General features: G+C 70.8%; 19 protein-coding genes. 14 read left to right on the forward strand and 5 right to left on the reverse strand.

The features are described from left to right. The first annotated feature begins 41 nt into the window (after positions 1–41). The 3 genes from K338_RS0105355 (at position 42) to K338_RS0105360 (ending at position 765) form a co-directional block, all read left to right on the forward strand. Positions 42–260: a helix-turn-helix domain-containing protein gene (locus K338_RS0105355; RefSeq protein ID WP_022917150.1), complete on the forward strand. Its 219-nt coding sequence runs from the start codon at positions 42–44 to the stop codon at positions 258–260. 159 nt (positions 261–419) lie between these two features. Further along, positions 420–518, forward strand: coding sequence for a 30S ribosomal protein bS22 (locus K338_RS24965; RefSeq protein WP_084480631.1), 99 nt, complete (start codon positions 420–422; stop codon positions 516–518). 10 nt (positions 519–528) lie between these two features. Then, positions 529–765: a glutaredoxin family protein gene (locus K338_RS0105360; protein ID WP_022917151.1), complete on the forward strand. Its 237-nt coding sequence runs from the start codon at positions 529–531 to the stop codon at positions 763–765. Positions 766–848: 83 nt separating this feature from the next. Here the strand turns inward: K338_RS0105360 and K338_RS0105365 are convergent, their stop codons facing one another. Continuing rightward, a complete protein-coding gene (locus tag K338_RS0105365; RefSeq protein ID WP_027286471.1) occupies positions 849–1391 on the reverse strand; it encodes a YceI family protein in 543 nt (180 codons plus the stop codon). Positions 1392–1494: 103 nt separating this feature from the next. Here K338_RS0105365 and K338_RS20695 point away from each other — a divergent pair, with 103 nt between their 5' ends. Genes K338_RS20695 through ccsB form a run of 6 tightly spaced genes read left to right on the forward strand, consistent with a single transcriptional unit; the run spans position 1495 to position 6739 of the window. Further along, positions 1495–1968 (forward strand): MarR family winged helix-turn-helix transcriptional regulator, encoded by a 474-nt coding sequence (locus K338_RS20695; protein ID WP_022917153.1) that lies wholly within the window; start codon positions 1495–1497, stop codon positions 1966–1968. Between the two features lie 50 nt (positions 1969–2018). Continuing rightward, the gene (locus K338_RS0105375) at positions 2019–2663 is read left to right on the forward strand and encodes a histidine phosphatase family protein (protein WP_022917154.1); all 645 of its coding nucleotides are present in this window, start codon (positions 2019–2021) and stop codon (positions 2661–2663) included. Then, positions 2660–3286 carry a TlpA family protein disulfide reductase gene (locus K338_RS0105380; protein ID WP_022917155.1) on the forward strand — a complete coding sequence of 209 codons (627 nt, stop codon included), beginning with the start codon at positions 2660–2662 and terminating at the stop codon, positions 3284–3286. The genes K338_RS0105375 and K338_RS0105380 overlap by 4 nt, the downstream gene beginning before the upstream one ends. Before the next feature lie 5 nt (positions 3287–3291). Further along, entirely contained in the window at positions 3292–4056 is a 765-nt protein-coding gene (locus K338_RS0105385; protein WP_022917156.1) for a cytochrome c biogenesis CcdA family protein, read from the forward strand. 2 nt (positions 4057–4058) lie between these two features. Then, complete coding sequence (gene resB / locus K338_RS0105390) at positions 4059–5735, forward strand: cytochrome c biogenesis protein ResB (protein WP_022917157.1); 1677 nt, start codon at positions 4059–4061, stop codon at positions 5733–5735. Then, a complete protein-coding gene (gene ccsB / locus K338_RS0105395; RefSeq protein ID WP_022917158.1) occupies positions 5732–6739 on the forward strand; it encodes a c-type cytochrome biogenesis protein CcsB in 1008 nt (335 codons plus the stop codon). The genes resB and ccsB overlap by 4 nt, the downstream gene beginning before the upstream one ends. Before the next feature lie 76 nt (positions 6740–6815). On the opposite strand, the gene K338_RS24320 is transcribed toward ccsB, so the two are convergent. Then, the gene (locus tag K338_RS24320) at positions 6816–7244 is read right to left on the reverse strand and encodes a PLD nuclease N-terminal domain-containing protein (RefSeq protein WP_022917159.1); all 429 of its coding nucleotides are present in this window, start codon (positions 7242–7244) and stop codon (positions 6816–6818) included. 23 nt (positions 7245–7267) lie between these two features. On the opposite strand from K338_RS24320, the gene K338_RS20705 reads away from it, so the two are divergent. After that, entirely contained in the window at positions 7268–7642 is a 375-nt protein-coding gene (locus K338_RS20705) for a DUF4229 domain-containing protein (RefSeq protein ID WP_022917160.1), read from the forward strand. Here K338_RS20705 and K338_RS0105410 read toward each other — a convergent pair. Continuing rightward, a complete protein-coding gene (locus K338_RS0105410; protein ID WP_027286473.1) occupies positions 7595–8464 on the reverse strand; it encodes a 1,4-dihydroxy-2-naphthoate polyprenyltransferase in 870 nt (289 codons plus the stop codon). The genes K338_RS20705 and K338_RS0105410 overlap by 48 nt on opposite strands. A gap of 52 nt (positions 8465–8516) precedes the next feature. Beyond that, complete coding sequence (gene menE / locus K338_RS20710) at positions 8517–9641, reverse strand: o-succinylbenzoate--CoA ligase (RefSeq protein ID WP_022917162.1); 1125 nt, start codon at positions 9639–9641, stop codon at positions 8517–8519. 32 nt (positions 9642–9673) lie between these two features. On the opposite strand from menE, the gene K338_RS0105420 reads away from it, so the two are divergent. From K338_RS0105420 to K338_RS0105430, 3 genes are all read left to right on the forward strand, one after another. After that, on the forward strand, positions 9674–10744 hold the full coding sequence (locus tag K338_RS0105420) for a DUF3048 domain-containing protein (RefSeq protein ID WP_022917163.1): 1071 nt from the start codon (positions 9674–9676) through the stop codon (positions 10742–10744). A gap of 105 nt (positions 10745–10849) precedes the next feature. Continuing rightward, a complete protein-coding gene (locus K338_RS0105425; RefSeq protein WP_022917164.1) occupies positions 10850–11617 on the forward strand; it encodes an LLM class F420-dependent oxidoreductase in 768 nt (255 codons plus the stop codon). Positions 11618–11857: 240 nt separating this feature from the next. Beyond that, entirely contained in the window at positions 11858–13501 is a 1644-nt protein-coding gene (locus K338_RS0105430) for a fucose isomerase (protein WP_022917165.1), read from the forward strand. Positions 13502–13607: 106 nt separating this feature from the next. Here K338_RS0105430 and K338_RS0105435 read toward each other — a convergent pair whose 3' ends face one another. Next, positions 13608–14810, reverse strand: coding sequence for an ROK family protein (locus K338_RS0105435; protein WP_157612233.1), 1203 nt, complete (start codon positions 14808–14810; stop codon positions 13608–13610). A 177-nt stretch (positions 14811–14987) separates the two neighbouring features. Between K338_RS0105435 and K338_RS0105440 the strand changes: the two genes are divergently transcribed. After that, positions 14988–16292, forward strand: a complete 1305-nt coding sequence (locus K338_RS0105440; protein ID WP_022917167.1) for an ABC transporter substrate-binding protein — start codon at positions 14988–14990, stop codon at positions 16290–16292. Position 16293 lies beyond the last annotated feature (1 nt).

A 16293-nucleotide genomic window follows, 5' to 3' on the forward strand; every position in this document is an offset into this window, starting at 1 on the left:
GCACGTCCGTACCAGCACGATCCAGGAGAGGAACCTCGGCCATGGCAGACGCCACTGCAGCGCCGCGGTTCCTGACCGTCGCCGAGGTGGCCGAGATGGCCCGGGTGTCCCGGATGACCGTGTACCGGATGGTGCACTCCGGGGAGCTTCCGGCGGTCCGGGTGGGCAAGTCGTACCGGGTGCCGCAGGCCGCGGTGGAGAAGATGCTCTCCGACGGGTTGGACTCCTGGGGCGAGGGGCGGTCGGCCGCCGGACGCTGAGCGTCGCTGGCCGGTCGGCGGCAGGCTCCGGCCCGCTCGGTACTGCCCGGGACCATGGCCGCGGCCCCAGGCGTGGTGCGCGGTGCCGACCCGGTAGGATGTGCCCTTGTTCCGTCCCGGCGTGAGCCGTTCGCGCCAGTAGATCCGTAGTGAGGTCCCGTGGGTTCAGTCATCAAGAAGCGTCGCAAGCGTATGGCCAAGAAGAAGCACCGCAAGATGCTGCGCAAGACGCGCCACCAGCGTCGCAACAAGAAGTAGCCCCGACTACGTGGACCCACGGGTAGAGCTCCTCGGTCGCCCCGGATGCCACCTGTGCGAGGCCGCACGACGGGTCGTGCGGGTAGTCTGCGAGGCGCGCGGGCAGGACTGGGTGGAACGGAACGTGGACGACGACCCCGAGCTGGCCCAGGCATACGGTGAGCTGGTGCCGGTGGTGCTCGTCGACGGCGCGCAGGTCGGGTACTACCGGATCGACCCGGACCGGCTACGTGCGGCTCTCGGCTGAGCGGGTCCGGGTCGACCAACTGCAGCCGGCGCCGCGAGGTTCGACCTCGCGGCGCCGGCTGCAGTGTCTGCGCCGGTCCTGACTCAGGCTGTGACGAGCTCCCGGACCGCCTCGACCTCGATGGCGACCTTCACCTTGTCGCCGACCAGCAGGTTCCCGCCGTCGAGGACCACGTTGAAGGTGAGGCCAAAGTCCTTGCGGGAGATCTCGGTCTCGATGGTGAAGCCGAGCGTCTCCTCTCCCTCGGCGCCGATGGCGCCGTTGAACTCGGCCTCCAGTGCCACCGGCCGGGTCACCCCGTTGACGGTCAGGTCGCCGTGCAGCACGAACTCCTCACCGCTGCCCTCCACCGAGGTGGACGTAAAGGTCCACTCCGGGTTCTCCTCTGCATTCCAGAAGTCGGCGCTGCGCAGGTGGGCGTCGCGCTGCTCGTTGCCGGTGTGCACCGAACCGGACTGGATCGTGACCTGCGCGCTGGAGTCGGCAAAGTTCTCGGCCACCGTGAAGGAGCCGACGAAGTCGGTGAACCGGCCGCGCACCTTCGCGATGCCGGAGTGGCGCACGACGAAGCCGATCTCGCTGTGGCTGGTGTCGATGGCGAAGGTGCCCGTAGGGATCGCGGTCATCTGCATCCTCCTCATGTTGTTGCATATTGAATAGTTGAAGGTTGTAGTAACTACTATGGTGATCCCCTACGCTGCTGTCAAGGGCTGCGGGAAGGAGAGGGGTGTGAGCCAGGACGCACTGTGGCTCGACGCCGAGCAGCAGGCGCACTGGCGCGCGTTCCTCAGCGGCAGCTGGGCCCTGCTGACTGCCCTGGAACGGGACCTGGAGGAGAGCACCGGGCTGTCGATGAGCGAGTACGAGGTGCTGGTGCGCCTCAGCGAGGCCGAGGGGCGCAGCCTGCGGATGTCCCAGCTCGCCGACCAGGTGGTGGCCTCGCGGTCGCGACTGACCCACACGGTGCAGCGGATGGAACAGGCTGGGCTGGTTGCTCGGCGGGCCAGCCTGGGTGACCGCCGTGGCGTGGACTGTGTGCTCACCGATGCCGGGTTCGCCCGCCTGGTGGAGGCTGCACCGCACCACGTAGCCTCCGTCCGGGCGCGGCTGGTGGACGTGCTGCCGCCGGAGCAGTTCGCCCGGCTCGGGGAGATCTTCGCCGTCCTCGGCGCCGCACTGGACCAGCCCGACCCTGTGTCCTGACCCACCCGCGGTGGCGTCGAGCACTCAGGAAGATTTGCGAGACTGGAGCCATGGTGCGTACCACTGTCCATCTCCTCCGGCACGGTGAGGTCGACAACCCCGATCGGGTGCTGTACGGGCGTCGCCCGGGCTTCGGGCTCTCCGAACGGGGTCGCACCATGGCAGAACGCGTCGCCAGTGGACTCACCGCGCGCGCGGCGGACCTGGTCTACCTCGCTGCTTCGCCGCTGCAGCGGGCCCAGGAGACCGCTGCCCCGCTGAGCGAAGCGTTCGACCTGGACGTGGACACCGATGGCCGGCTGATCGAGGCAGTGAACTACTTCGAGGGCAGCACTGTGGGCAAGGACCCGACCGTGCTGCTCAACCCCCGGCACTGGCCGAAGCTGGTCAACCCGGCCAAACCTTCCTGGGGAGAGCCCTACGCCGAGCAGGCGGAGCGGATGTTCGCCGCGATCCGGGAGGCGAAAAGCCGCGCAGCCGGTCACGAAGCCGTGCTCGTCTCCCACCAGCTACCGATCTGGGTGGTGCGGCGCACCCTGGAAGGAGGCTCGATGATCCACGACCCCCGTCGGCGCCGGTGCACCCTCGCCTCGCTGACCAGCCTCACCTTCGACGACGGCACCCTGGTGGCGCTGGACTACTCCGAACCCTGCCGCGACCTGCTGCCGGACTCTTCGACGGCGGTACTTCCATGACCCTGTGGGGCGCCCTAGCCCGGGGTCGGGCAGGCAGGCGCGCGCTGCGCGCGACCACAGCCGTCGTCGCGGCGGCCGGGCTCGCGCTGGCGGCCGGGTGCGCTGACTCCGATGCTCAGGACCAGGCGCAGGACGTCGGCGCCGGGTACGTCTCCGGTGACGGGACGGTCCAGACCTGGGCCGAGGCGGACCGCAACGAGCCGGTCGAGCTGAGCGGCACCACCTACGACGAGCAGGAGATCGACCTTGCAGACTGGCGTGGCGACGTCGTCATGCTGAACTTCTGGTACGCCGCCTGCCCGCCGTGCCGGGCCGAGGCACCGGACCTGGCCACGATCGCCGAGGACTACGCCGACGAGGGCCTGCACGCCCTCGGGGTGAACCACACCGACGATGCTGGCACCGCCCTGGCCTTTGAGCGATCCTTCGACATGCCCTACCCCAGCCTGGACGACAGTGACGCCCAAGGGGTGGCGGCGATGCAGGGTGTGGTCCCGTTGAGCGCGATGCCTTCCACGGTGGTGCTGGACCGGGACGGCCGGGTCGCCGGCCGGATCCTCGGCCAGATCGATCCCAGCACTCTACGCGCGCTGATCGACGACACGCTGGCCGAGGAGGCCTGACCACCGTGGGTTCCTGGGCTGGCTCCCTCGCCGAGGTCGTCTTCTCCGGTTCGCTGCTCGCCGCTGCACCAGTGGCACTGCTGGCCGGGTTCGTCTCCTTCGCCTCCCCGTGCGTGCTGCCGCTGGTGCCTGGCTACCTGGGCTACGTGGGCGGCATGGTCGGCGCCGACCCGGCCGGCAAGGGCAGCGGCTCGCGGGCCCGCCTGGTGCTCGGCGTGCTCGGCTTCGTCGCCGGGTTCGCGCTGGTGTTCACCCTCGTCACGATGGCGCTGACCACCATCGGTATCACCTTGTTCCGCTGGCAGGACGTGATCACCCGGGTGCTCGGGGTGCTCGTGATCCTGCTCGGCCTGGCGTTCCTGGGGGCGATGCCGTTCCTGCAGCGGGAGCGCCGGATACACATCTCCCCCCGTGCCGGCGTGTGGGGGGCGCCGCTGCTGGGTATCGTCTTCGGGCTCGGCTGGGCACCGTGCATCGGCCCCACCCTGGCCGCGGTGCAGTCCCTGGCGGTCGGTGGTGGCGACCCAGTCCGCGCACTGGTGCTGGTACTGCTGTACTGCGCGGGTCTGGGTGTGCCGTTCGTGCTGGTGGCGATGGGGCTGAAGTCCTCGGCGCGCATGGTGGCGTTCCTGCGCCGGCACCGGCTGGCGGTCATGCGCGCCGGCGGCGGACTGCTCCTCCTGCTCGGCCTGGCCCTGGTCAGCGGCCTGTGGTCGCGCTGGGCCGGCTGGCTGCAGGGCCTCATCGACGGCTTTACCCCGGTGGTCTGAGGATGGCGACCTACCACCCCGAGGGGCTGAAGACAGCAGCAGAGGAGACGCTGGTCGAGGACCGGTCGTCGAGCAAACCGCCCACGCCGCAGGGCGTGTCCCTGGGACTGAAGGGCTGGCTGCGGTGGATGTGGCGGCAGCTGACCAGCATGCGGGTGGCGCTGCTGCTGCTCCTGCTGCTGGCCGGAGTCGCCCTGCCGGGTGCGTTCTTCCCACAGCGCTCGGTCGACCCGAACGCGGTCGCGGAGTACTTCCAGGACCACCCGGACAGCGCCCCGGTGCTGGACAAGCTGCACCTGTTCGACGTGTTCTCCTCGCCGTGGTTCTCCGCGGTGTACCTGCTGCTGTTCATCTCCCTGATCGGCTGCATCGTCCCGCGCACCCTCTCGCACCTGAAGAACCTGCGCGCCCGGCCGCCCCGGGTGCCGCGCAGGTTCGCTCGGTTCCCGGTGCGCACCGAGCTGCGCACCGCGATGCCCCCGGAGCAGGTGCAGCAGGCACTGGCCGGCACCCTCGGCCGGCGCTACCGGCGGGAGTGGGGCACCGAGTCGGTGACCACCACCGCCGGGCGGGAGCGCACGATCCGGACGCTGTCCGCCGAGCGTGGTACCGGCCGGGAGACCGGCAACCTGATCTTCCACCTCGCCCTGGTCGGTCTGCTCGTGGTCACCGCCTGGGGGTCGCTGGTGCACTACCGCGGGCAGATCGTCATCGTCGAGGGGGACACGTTCGTCAACTCTCCGGTGGACTACGACTCCTTCGACACCGGAGCCTGGTACGACGCCGAGGGGATGGAACCGTTCCGGATCCGCCTGGACGACTTCTCCTCGGTGTTCACCGAGCTCGGCGATGCCCGCGACTTCACCGCCGACGTCACCCTGATGCGCTCCGACGCCCCGGACCGGGAGCAGACCATCCAGGTGAACCACCCGCTGGAGACCAACTCCACCCGGGTGTATCTCTCCGGCAACGGGTATGCCCCGGACGTGACGGTGACCGACGCCGACGGCGAGGTCGCCTTCTCCGGCCCGGTGATCTTCTTGCCCGACGACGACATCGGCTACACCTCCAACGGCGCGATCATGGTGCCCGACACCTCCGCTGGGCTGGACCAGCTCGGCCTCAATGGCACGTTGCTGCCCACGGCGGTGATCACCCCTGGGGGGCAACCGGTGATGTCCAGCTATCCGGAGCTGAACGACCCGGTGCTGGTCCTCAACGTCTACACCGGCGACCTGGGCCTGGACGACGGCATCCCGCAGAACCTGTACACGCTGGACACCACGAACCTGACCGAGGTGCCCGACCCGGACGACCCGAGCCAACCGGCGCAGGTCCTGCTGCGCCCCGGGGAGACCGCCGAGCTCCCGGACGGGCTGGGCACGATCACCCTGAACGACATCCCCCGGTTCGCCGCGCTGGATGTGCGCTACGACCCCTCGATCCCCTGGATGGGGGTGTTCGCCGGGATCGCCATCGCCGCTCTGGCCGCCTCGTTGTTCCTGCCGCGGCGGCGCCTGTGGGCCCGGATCATCCCCGGACCGGGCGGGACTACAGTGGTGACGGCGGCTGCGCTGGCCCGTGGCGACGACCCCGGCCTGCGTGCTGAGCTGGACCGTGTGCTCGCCCCGCTCAGCATCGACCAGCCTGCCGACGAGCAGACGAAGGAGAACCTGTGAACACCGACCTCGGCACCATCAGCACCCTGCTGGTCTACGGCGCGATGGCGTGCTACGTGGTGGCCATGATCGCCTTTGCGGTGGACGTCTCTGCCCTCGGGGTCGGGGCGAAGGCGGACCGCCGGCGCAGAGCCGCTGGGATCGGGATGTCCGTGATCCACCTGGCCGCGGTGGTGCACCTGGCCGCGATCGTGCTCCGGGCACTGGCCGCCGGGCGGGTGCCGTGGGCGAACATGTACGAGTTCACCCTGATGTTCACCTTCTTCCTGGTGGCAGTGTTCCTCGGCATCCAGCGGCGCAAGGACGTGCGCTACCTCGGGGTGGGTGTAGCGATGCTGGCGTTCCTCGCCCTGTTCCTGGCCATCTCGGTGCTCTACGTGGAGGCCGACGGGGTGCAGCCGGCGCTGCAGAGCTACTGGCTGGTGATCCACGTATCGGTGGCCACCCTGGCCACCGGGCTGTTCGGGTTCAGTGCCCTGATCTCGGTGGTGCAGCTGCTGCAGGGGCGGCGCGAGTCATGTGCGACCGACCATCCGGATCCGGCGATCGTGCCTGGGGCAGAGGGCGACGGCGCCACGGACGGGGACGGCGGAGGTGCGGCTGGCAAGGCCGGTCACCCGGGCGGCGGGGTCGCCACGGCGCCGGCGCGCACCGGGACCACTGTGCTCAACCGGGTGCTCCAGCCGCTGCCGGCAGCAGCGGACCTGGAGCGGCTCGCCTACCGGCTGAACGCTGTCGCCTTCGTCGCCTGGACGTTCGTACTCGTCGCCGGTGCGATCTGGGCCGAGCACGCCTGGGGCCGGCCCTGGGGCTGGGACCCGAAGGAGACCTGGAGCTTCGTGATCTGGGTGATCTATGCGGCCTACCTGCATGCCCGGGTCACCACCGGCTGGGCGGCGCAGAAGTTCGCCTACTTCGCCCTGGTCGGGTTCATGGCCCTGCTGGCGAACTTCTACGTGGTGAACATCTTCTTCAACAGCCGGCACTCCTACTCCGGCCTCTGAGTTCGCGAACGCTCTGGTTCGCGGCCGCTGAACCGATTCACCCTGCGAACCAGAGCGTTCGCGGAACAGGTGGGTGTCACTCCGGGCTGCGTCGGCCTCGGGGGTCCTCTCCCCGGGTGGGGCGCTCCTCCTCGGGGTCGTCACCAGCCGGGGGAGCGGCGTCGTCGGAGGACGGTCCGGCCGGAGGGTTCGGCCGCTGCTCCGGCTCGGGGGCCGGCGGTGTCGAGGGTTGCGGTGGCGTCGGCCGGGACAGGCCGGCGAGGAACTCGGGGTCGTCATCCGGTGCCACGGGCCGGCTCGGGCGCACCGGTGGCCGGGGCCGCTGCTCGCCCGCCAGTCGGCTGACCAGCAGCCAGACCAGGCCGCCGACCCCGGGGAGCACGATGATCACGGTGACCCAGAGCCACGCGGGCAGGCCACGGCGCTGGCGCTCGTCGGCACGCGTGCAGTCGATCACGGAGTACACCGTGATGGCGATCACGGCGAGGGCGATCAGAAACCTCATGACCTGAGCCTACGCTGTGTCCTGTGCCTGTTCTCGTCTACAGCCTGCTCCGCATCCTGCTGATCCTCGTTGCCGGGGCGGGGCTGTACCTGGCAGGGATGCGGGGCTGGCTGCTGGTGGTCGTGGCGGTGCTCGTCGGCGCCGGGTTGTCCTACGTGCTGCTCGACAACCAGCGCCGCGCCTCGGCGGAGTGGCTGGCCGCGCGGGGTCGCGGACGCACCCGGGTGGAGGACCGGCTCGCCTCGGACGCCGACGAGGAGGACGCTCTCCTGGACGACGAGGCGGCACCGACCCAGACTGGTGCGACCGCTGCAGAGGCGGAGACCGGTGCGCCCGACGGCGAGCAGCGTTCAGACGGCCAGGATCACCAGGAGACCGAGCCCGACGATCAGCTCTAGGAAGCCGGTGTCGCGCAGCACCACGATCAGGTCGTGCCCCGTGGCGCCGCCGAGCACCCGGCCGGAGAGCACGACCACCGGGATCAGGGCAATCCCCAGCAGCAGCGCCAACGGAGCCCAGAACGCGATCAGCAGCGGGCAGAGCACACCCAGGGCGAGGAACGCGGCATAACTGCGCCGCGCCCAGACCTCACCGACCCGGACCGCCAGGGTGCGTTTGCCGGCCTCGGTGTCGGTGGGCATGTCCCGGATGTTGTTCACCATCAGCAGGGCGCAGGCGAGGAAGCCGATCCCGCCGGCGGCGAGCGCTGCCGGGGCGGTGAGGTGCCCGGCCTGCGTGTACGTGGTGCCCAGGGTGGCGACCAGGCCGAAGAAGACGAACACGCTCAGCTCACCTAGCCCGGCGTACCCGTACGGACGCCGGCCACCGGTGTAGTACCAGGCAGCCACGATGCACGCCGCGCCCACGACCAGCAGCCACCAGGTGCCGGCCACAGCGCAGAGCACCACCCCGAGCGCCGCCGCCACCGCGAAGGCCAGCATCGCCGCCCGCTTGACCGCAGCCGGGGCCACCTGACCGGAGGCAGTCAGACGGACCGGACCCACGCGCACGTCATCGGTACCACGGATCCCGTCGGAGTAGTCGTTGGCGAAGTTCACCGCCACCTGCAGAGCCAGCGCTACCCCAGCGGCCAGCAACGCCCGCAGCACGGAGGCCGACTGGGCCAGTGCAGCTGCACCAGTACCGGCGAGCACCGGGGCCACGGCCGCCGGCAGGGTACGCGGACGTGCACCATCGAGCCAGTCGCGCAGGGAGGGCATCACAAGTTCCGTTCGTCGAGCCGGGTGCAGGATACCGTCGTCGCGAGGCAGGTCAGTGCCGCTGTCCACGACCTGCGGCCAGCTGCGCAGCGGCCAGCGCGGCGACCCGCCTGCGATCGGTCTTGCCCGGCCCCCGGACCGGCAGCGAGGGCACGGTCACCAGCGCTCGCGGAGCATGCGGGCCGCCACCGGTGCGGTCGCGCAGCGCCGCCAGCGACACAGCCGAACCGGGTGCAGGCACCACCACAGCCGTCACCAGCTGCCCCCACTCGGCGTCCGGCACACCGACCACGCACACCTCCGCCACCTCGCGCGCCTCGGACAGCGCGGACTCCACCGCAACAGGATGCACGTTCACCCCGCCGGTGACGATCACCTCATCGATCCGGCCGACGACGGTGAGCACACCGTCGGTCAGCTGGCCGGCATCTCCGGTGGCCAGCCACCGCTGCCCGTCGGCCTCGACGAACGGCTGCTCCCCACCGTCCAGGTAGCCCACTGCCAGCATCGGCCCGGCGAGCAGCACCCGCCCGGCCGCACCGAGACGCACCTGCACCCCCGGCAACGGGACACCGTCGTACACACACCCGCCGCAGGTCTCGGTCATCCCATAGGTGGTGACCACCTGCACACCTGCCGCACGGGCCTGGGTGAGCACCGCCGTCGACGTGGCAGCCCCACCGACCAGTACCGCTGCGCAGCTGCGCAACGCCGCGACGGCCTCCTCGCTGCGCAGCACCCGGACCAGCTGGGTGGGTACCAGCGAGACGTACCGGGGCACGTCGGTGCGCATCTGGGCGATCGTGCGGGCCAGCACCTCGGGCCGGAACGGGCCCGGCGGGGTGCGTACCGGGACCGTGCCGGCGAGCACCGACCGGCAGAGCACCTGCACACCGGCCACGTGGTGCGCCGGCAGGGTGAGCAGCCACTGGCCGGGGCCGGCCAGACGCTCGGCGGTAGCGGCGGCACTGGCACGTAGGGCCGCAGCGGTGAGCCCGACCGGGCGGCCCCGGCCGCTGCTCGACCCCGAGGTGGACAGCACCAGCGCCACTTCGGGGTGCGCGTCGATGTGGCACTGCGACACCGAACCGAGCACGACCGGCGGGCCGCCGTCCAGCGCCCGGGTCAGACCTGCCAGCAACGTCTCGAACTCCGGTTCGGCCCGTGTCTGCGGCATGAGCACCAGGGTAGGCGTCGTACCGTTGGACAGTGACCACCCCGCAGCGACGCCCTTCGCGTCGCGATGTCCTGTCCGCCGCTGCTCTGCTCGCCCCGGTCGGTCTGCTCGCCGGGTGCAACGACGACCTCGGCAAGTCCAGCGCCACGACCCGTCCGAGCCGGACACCGACCCCCACGCCCACACCGAGCCCGACACCGACGCCGGAGCCGACCTGGCCGCTCACCGGGAAGACTGGCGACATCGTCGACCGGCCCGCGATGACCGTCAAGATCGAGAACTCGATCGCCTCCCGGCCGCAGACCGGTCTGCAGCAGGCCGACGTGGTCTGGGAGGAGATGGTCGAGGGCGGCATCACCCGGTACGGCGCGGTATACCACTCCCGGCTCCCGGAGACCTTCGGTCCGGTGCGTTCGGTGCGCCCGATGGACCCGGCGATCGCTGCACCCTACGGCGGCCTGATGGTCTTCTCCGGCGGGCAGGCGCCGTTCGTGAGGGCCCTGCGGGAGGCCGGTCTGCAGCTGTTCGCCGACGACCTGGGCTCGCCTGGGTTCCGTCGCAGCAGCGACCGGTATGCACCGCACAACCTGTACGCCGACCCCCAGGTGTTCCTCGACAACGCCGATAGCGGCCACTCCGACCCGCCGCCGGAGCAGCTCACCTTCGCCGAGACTGCAGAGCAGGCGACCGCCGCCGCCGAGGGGCAGCGCGCCGAGGCCATCCGCATCACCTTCCCCTCAGCCACCCCGAGCTGGACCTGGGACTCCGGCGACGAGCAGTGGTTGCGCTCAGAGGCCGGGGCGGACGCGGTGACCACCGACGCCGGCCGCATCCACGCCGTGAACGTGGTGGTGCTGCGGGTGCAGGTGGTGAACACCTCCTACGTGGACCCCTCCGGTGCGTCAGTGCCGGAGACCGAGCTGACCGGCAGCGGGGACGCGATCGTGGCCAGCGGTGGATACAGCCTGGCGTGCACCTGGACGAAGGACACCGACGCCGACCCGCTGGAGCTGAACCGCGATGGTGACCCGGTCGCCCTGGCGCCCGGGAACACCTGGATCGAGCTGGTGCCGGTGCGCCGCTCGTCGGTGCAGGTCGGCTGAGCCACGCTGCGACCCGGCTGAGCGGATCCACGGTGGAAACCGGCTCTGCGGCCGGGGTCTGCGACGATCGGGATACCGTACCCGCTGCCCAGAAGAGAGGTCCCGATGACGGTACAGGTCGCCGTCCAGCTGCAGCCCCAGCACGCCCCCGACTACGCCCGGCTTCGCGACGCCCTGCTGCGTGCCGAGGACCTCGGTGTGGACGTCGTGTTCACCTGGGACCACTTCTTCCCGCTCGATGGAGACACCGACGGCTATCACTTCGAGTGCTGGACGGTGCTCGGCGCCTGGGCGGAGCAGACCGAGCGGGTTCGCATCGGTGCCCTGGTCACCGGCGGCGGCTACCGCAACCCCGACCTCCTCGCCGACATGGCCCGCACTGTGGACCATATCTCCGGTGGCCGGCTGATCCTGGGCATCGGCGCCGGCTGGAACGCCAAGGACTACAGCGAGTACGGGTACGAGTTCGGCACCGCCGGCAGTCGGATCGCGCTGCTGGGGGAGTACCTGCCGCGGATTCGTTCTCGCCTGGCGCGGCTGAACCCTGCACCGCTCGGTCCGCTGCCGCTGCTCCTCGGCGGCGGCGGGGAGCGCAAGACGCTGCGGCTGGTGGCCGAGCATGCGGACATCTGGCACGCCTTCGGCGACCTGGCCACCTTCACCCACAAGAGTGGCGTGCTCGAGGCGCACTGTGCGGACGTGGGTCGGGACGTCGCTCAGATCGCCCGGTCCGCGGCCTGGCCCGGTCCGCAGCAGGCCGAGGCGTTCGTGGCAGCCGGTGCGAGCCTGTTCACCGTGGGCGCCAGCGGACCGGACTATGACCTGACCGAGGTAGCCGAGGCGATCGCCTGGCGGGACGCGCGCTGCCGGTAGCCGCCCCGACGGCCCAACAACCCCCGACCCCGACCCGGCCACTCGCGAGGGTGCGGTTATGGTCGCCCGCAAACGTTTTCAGCGACCATGACCGCACCCTCGCGGGGAGGGCAGGCACTGAGCGGCGACCGCTGCCGCCTGTAATCGATTTCTGCTACCGTGGCGCCAGGTGTGTGGCCAGGGCCCGCCACGGGCCGTGCGCAGCAGACCGCAGCGACGCCGCCGGAGAGGATGCAACCCATGACCAGCTACGCGATGCCGACCATCGACGCCCCCGCACCGGCCGAACCAGGCACGGTCTACCTCGTCTCCAGCGGTGATCTGCGGGAGTCGGCGAACCAGGCGAGCTGGCCGGTGCAGGAGGCGCTGGAGCAGATGCTCACCCGGGCGATCGAGGCTCAGGGCTACCGGGTGGTGCGCGCCCACGGCATCGACCCGGACACCGGGCACGGCTTCATCTCCAGCCAGCGGATGGGCCTGGAGGTGTTCGCGACCATCCCGCGCGAGGTGCCGCTGGTGGTGGCGATCGGCAACTGGCAGTACTCCAGCCACGTGCTGCCCGGGCTGCGCACGCACAGCGGCCCGATCCTCACCGTGGCCAACTTCCTGCCCGGCTGGCCCGGACTGGTCGGTCTGCTCGGGCTGAACGGCGGGCTGACCAAGATGGGCAAGCCATACTCCACGCTGTGGACCGTGGACGGCACCGACCCGTGGTTCACCGAGCGGCTCGCCACCTGGCTCGCCGACGGCCAGGTCAGCCACGACGACTCCCACGTCCGCGACCTGCCCACGCTGCCCGAGACCGACGAGACCGCGCTCGGCCGGGCACTGGCCGAGGAGCTGCTGCACGCGAAGGCAATCATCGGGGTCTTCGACGAGGGCTGCATGGGCATGTACAACGCCATCATCGACGACGAGCTGCTGAACCCGATCGGGGTGTACAAGGAGCGGCTCTCGCAGAGCGAGCTGTGGGCGCAGATGCAGCAGGTGCCCGACTCCGAGGCGGACGCGGTGGGGCAGTGGCTGCGTGAGGCCGGGATGACCTTCCGGCTCGGCACCGACGAGGCCACAGAGCTCACCGAGGCCCAGCTGCGCTGGCAGTACAAGATGTACGTGGCGGTGCTGCGGATGAGCGACGACTTCGGGCTGGACGCCGTGGGCATCCAGTACCAGCAGGGGCTGAAGAACCTCTGCCCGGCCTCCGACCTGGTCGAAGGGCTGCTGAACAACGAGGTCCGCCCGCCGGTCACCAGCCGGGACGGCTCCCGGGTGCTCTGGGAGGGCCGCGCTCTGCCGCACTTCAACGAGGTGGACGAGGGGGTGGCCGTCGACGCGCTGATCACCCACCGGATCTGGCGAGCGATGGGCCTGGATCCGGCCACCACGCTGCACGACGTGCGCTGGGGCGAGGAGTTCGACGGCGACTATGTGTGGACGATGGAGATCTCCGGGTCGGTGCCCGCCTCGCACCTGGAGGGTGGGTACGCCAGTGCCGAGGGCTGGCGGCAGGGGCCGGTGTTCTTCCCCGCCGGCGGGGCCACGCTGAACGGGGTCTCCCGACCCGGCGAGGTGGTCTGGTCCCGGGTGTACATCGCCGACGGCGGACTGCACGTGGATCTGGGTCGCGCCACCTCCGTAGCGCTCCCCGAGGCGGAGAGCGACCGGCGCAAGGAGATGACCAACCCGGAGTGGCCGGTGATGCACGCCGTGCTGCACGGGGTCAGCCGCGACCAGTTCATGGCCCGGCACAAGGCCAACCACATCCAGGTCGTCTACGCCCCGGACGCAGCCACCGCGGACAAGGCGCTGGCGGCCAAGGCGGCGATGTTCGACCGGCTCGGCCTGGCCGTGCACCTGTGCGGAGACGTGACCCTGCCCGGGTGAGCTGCGCCGTCAGGCCGGTGCGCACGACGGTGCGGCACAGGGGACGGCGCCGCCACGGGTGAGGGCAACGACGTGCCGGGCGCTGCACCGCCGGTGCAGCCGTGCCTCAGGTCCGGTGGCCTCCTGCGGTCAGCTCGTGCAGGGCGGACCGGTCGAGCCGGGCCACCCCGTTGCCCCCGTTGTCCATCAGGCGGCTGTGCAGCCGCTCTCCGGCGAAGCGTGCTGCAGCGTCCACCACCGCGTCGCTGCCGCCGGAGGCGATCCGGATCGGGGGCCGCTGCTGCAGGTGCGCCGCCAGGTCGTCCTCCAGCACCGGCACGAGCGACTTCGCAAGCGGGACCAGCGGCCCGCCGAGCACGATCACCTCCGGGTCCACCACCGCGGCGAACAGCGAGATGAACGGCGCGAGGTCCTGCAGCCAGCGGCCCAGCACGTCCAGTGCAGCCTCGTCCCCGGCCCGGGCGGCGTGCAGCAGCGGGGGGAGCGGGTCCTCACCTGTGCCGCGGTCCAGGTCGGGCAGCCACCGCCCGCGTCCGCGCCAGGAGGTGTCCGAAGGGCCCAGCCCGACCCGGGACAGGTCGCCCGCGGTGCCGTGCGCCCCGGTGTAGGGCCGGCCCCGCAGGATCAGGCTGACCGCGGGGCGGCGGCCCAGCCACACCAGCAGAGCGTGCTGGTAGCCGGCTGCCGCACCCCAGAGGTGCTCTGCGCGGCCGAGCAGCTGGATGTCGTTGCGCACCTCGACCGGGACGTCCAGCCGGTCGCCTAGCTCGCGCGCCAGGTCCGTACCGGCCCAGTCCGGGATGGCCACCGAGCGGCTGACCGTGCCGGTCTCGGTGACCGTTCCGGTGGTCGCCGCCAGCACCGACCACAGCTGGCTGGTGCTGTTCCCGGTCCGTGCCAGCAGCTCGTCGAGCAGCTCGGCGGCGCAGCTGAGGCGTTGCGCGCGGGGCAGGTCCGGGTGCACGGTCGCGCGGTCGCGGGCCAGCACGGTGCCGGACAGGTCCGCCACCGAGGCCGCGACCTCGTACGCTCCCAGGTCCAGGCCGCCGACCAGGCCCTCGGCCACCACCCGGCTGAAGACCTGTGCCGGCCGACCTCGACCGCCGGAGGAGGCCTGCGCGGCGACCCACCCCTTGTCCTGGAGCTGGCGCAGCACGTCGGTGACGGTGACCCGGGTCAGACCGGTGCTGCGCATCAGCTCGGTGACCCGGTACCGCTCACCAGGAGCCATCGCCTCCAGCACGACCCGCTCGTTGATCCGGCGCAGGTCCGACGGGCTCACCCCGCGCACCGATCCCGAGCCGTGCATCGTCACCTCCGGACTCGTCCCCAGGCGCCGTGCTCTTCCCAAACGCCCATCGTGCTGGGTACATTAGCGAGAAACTTTAATAAAGAATCTATTGTAAACGGTCGCCACGCGCCGATGACGTGGCCGCACGACTCAGCGACCGTCCCGCACAGGACCTGCAAAGAACGAGGAGTGTCGATGATGACGACAACAGCGAGGCAGCGCCGGGCCGGGCTGGTGCTGCCCGCCCTGACCGTGGCTGCGTTGGCGCTGGCCAGCTGCAGCGGTGGTGACGGCGGCTCAGGCGGTGACGGCACGGTCACCTACTGGTCCCAGTGGGAGCAGGGAGAGCCGCAGGCGGAGATCCTGCAGGATGCGATCGACGACTTCACGGCGGACACCGGTATCGAGGTGCAGGTGGAGTGGCAGGGCCGGCAGATCATGCAGAAGGTGCAGCCACTGTTGCGCTCCGGTGACGTCCCGGATGTGGTGGACGCCTCCAGCAACGACATCCGTGCCACGCTGGTGCGCGCCGAGCAGACCCGGGGCCTGTCCGACCTGTTCGCCAGCCAGGTACCGGGAGAGGACGGGACCGTCGGCGATGCGCTCGGCGACTACGACGAGCTGATCACCGCCGATGGGATGGACGGGCCGTTCATGCTGCCGACCATCCTGATGGCGCAGAGCCTGTTCTACGACGGCAACGCCCACGACCTGGCCCAGCCGGCCGACTGGTCGGAGCTCATGTCCATGCTCGAGGAGCTCGAGAGCGAGCGTGGCTCCGGACCGATCGCCCTCGACGGGGACATCGGCTCCTATGGTGCGGTGTGGACCTCCGCTGCGTTGATCCACCAGCTCGGCGCCGGGGGCTTCAACACCATCGCCGCCGACGAGACCGGGCAGGCCTGGGACGATGACGGGGTGCGCACCGCACTCGGCCGGATCGCCGAGCTCGCCGAGGGCGGGTACTGGGCGGACGGCAGCTTTGGCTCGAAGTTCCCGCAGATGCAGGAACGCTGGGCGGCGGGGGAGGCTGACCTGCTGTTCATGGGGTCCTGGGCGCCGCAGGAGACCAGCACCTCGACCACGGACAACTTCGAGTACCGCCAGCTCGGCTTCCCGCCAGCCGGTAACGGCGAGTTCATGCAGAGCGACGTGTCCGGGTTTGCTGTCCTGGCCGGGTCGGACAACCCTGAGGAGGCGGAGCAGCTGCTGGCGCACTTCGTGCAGGCTGACGTGATGCAGGCGATGGCCGACGACGCCGCCCAGCTGGTCACCCGCCCGGACATCGACCCGCCGGAGACGCTGGCCGACACCGCCGAGCTGATCAACGACCGTACCGCCGTCCGGTTCTACGACGGTGTGGACGGTGACTATCCCGGGTACCCGACCGACGTGTTCGAGCCGGTGAACCTGGAGCTGCTGCGCGGGGAGATCGACGTGGACGAGGCGATCACCCAGCTGATCGAGGCCCAGCAGAGCTACTGGGCCAAGCAGGGCTGAG

It is taken from the genome of Ruania albidiflava DSM 18029 (genome assembly GCF_000421225.1).
Classification (GTDB): domain Bacteria; phylum Actinomycetota; class Actinomycetes; order Actinomycetales; family Beutenbergiaceae; genus Ruania; species Ruania albidiflava.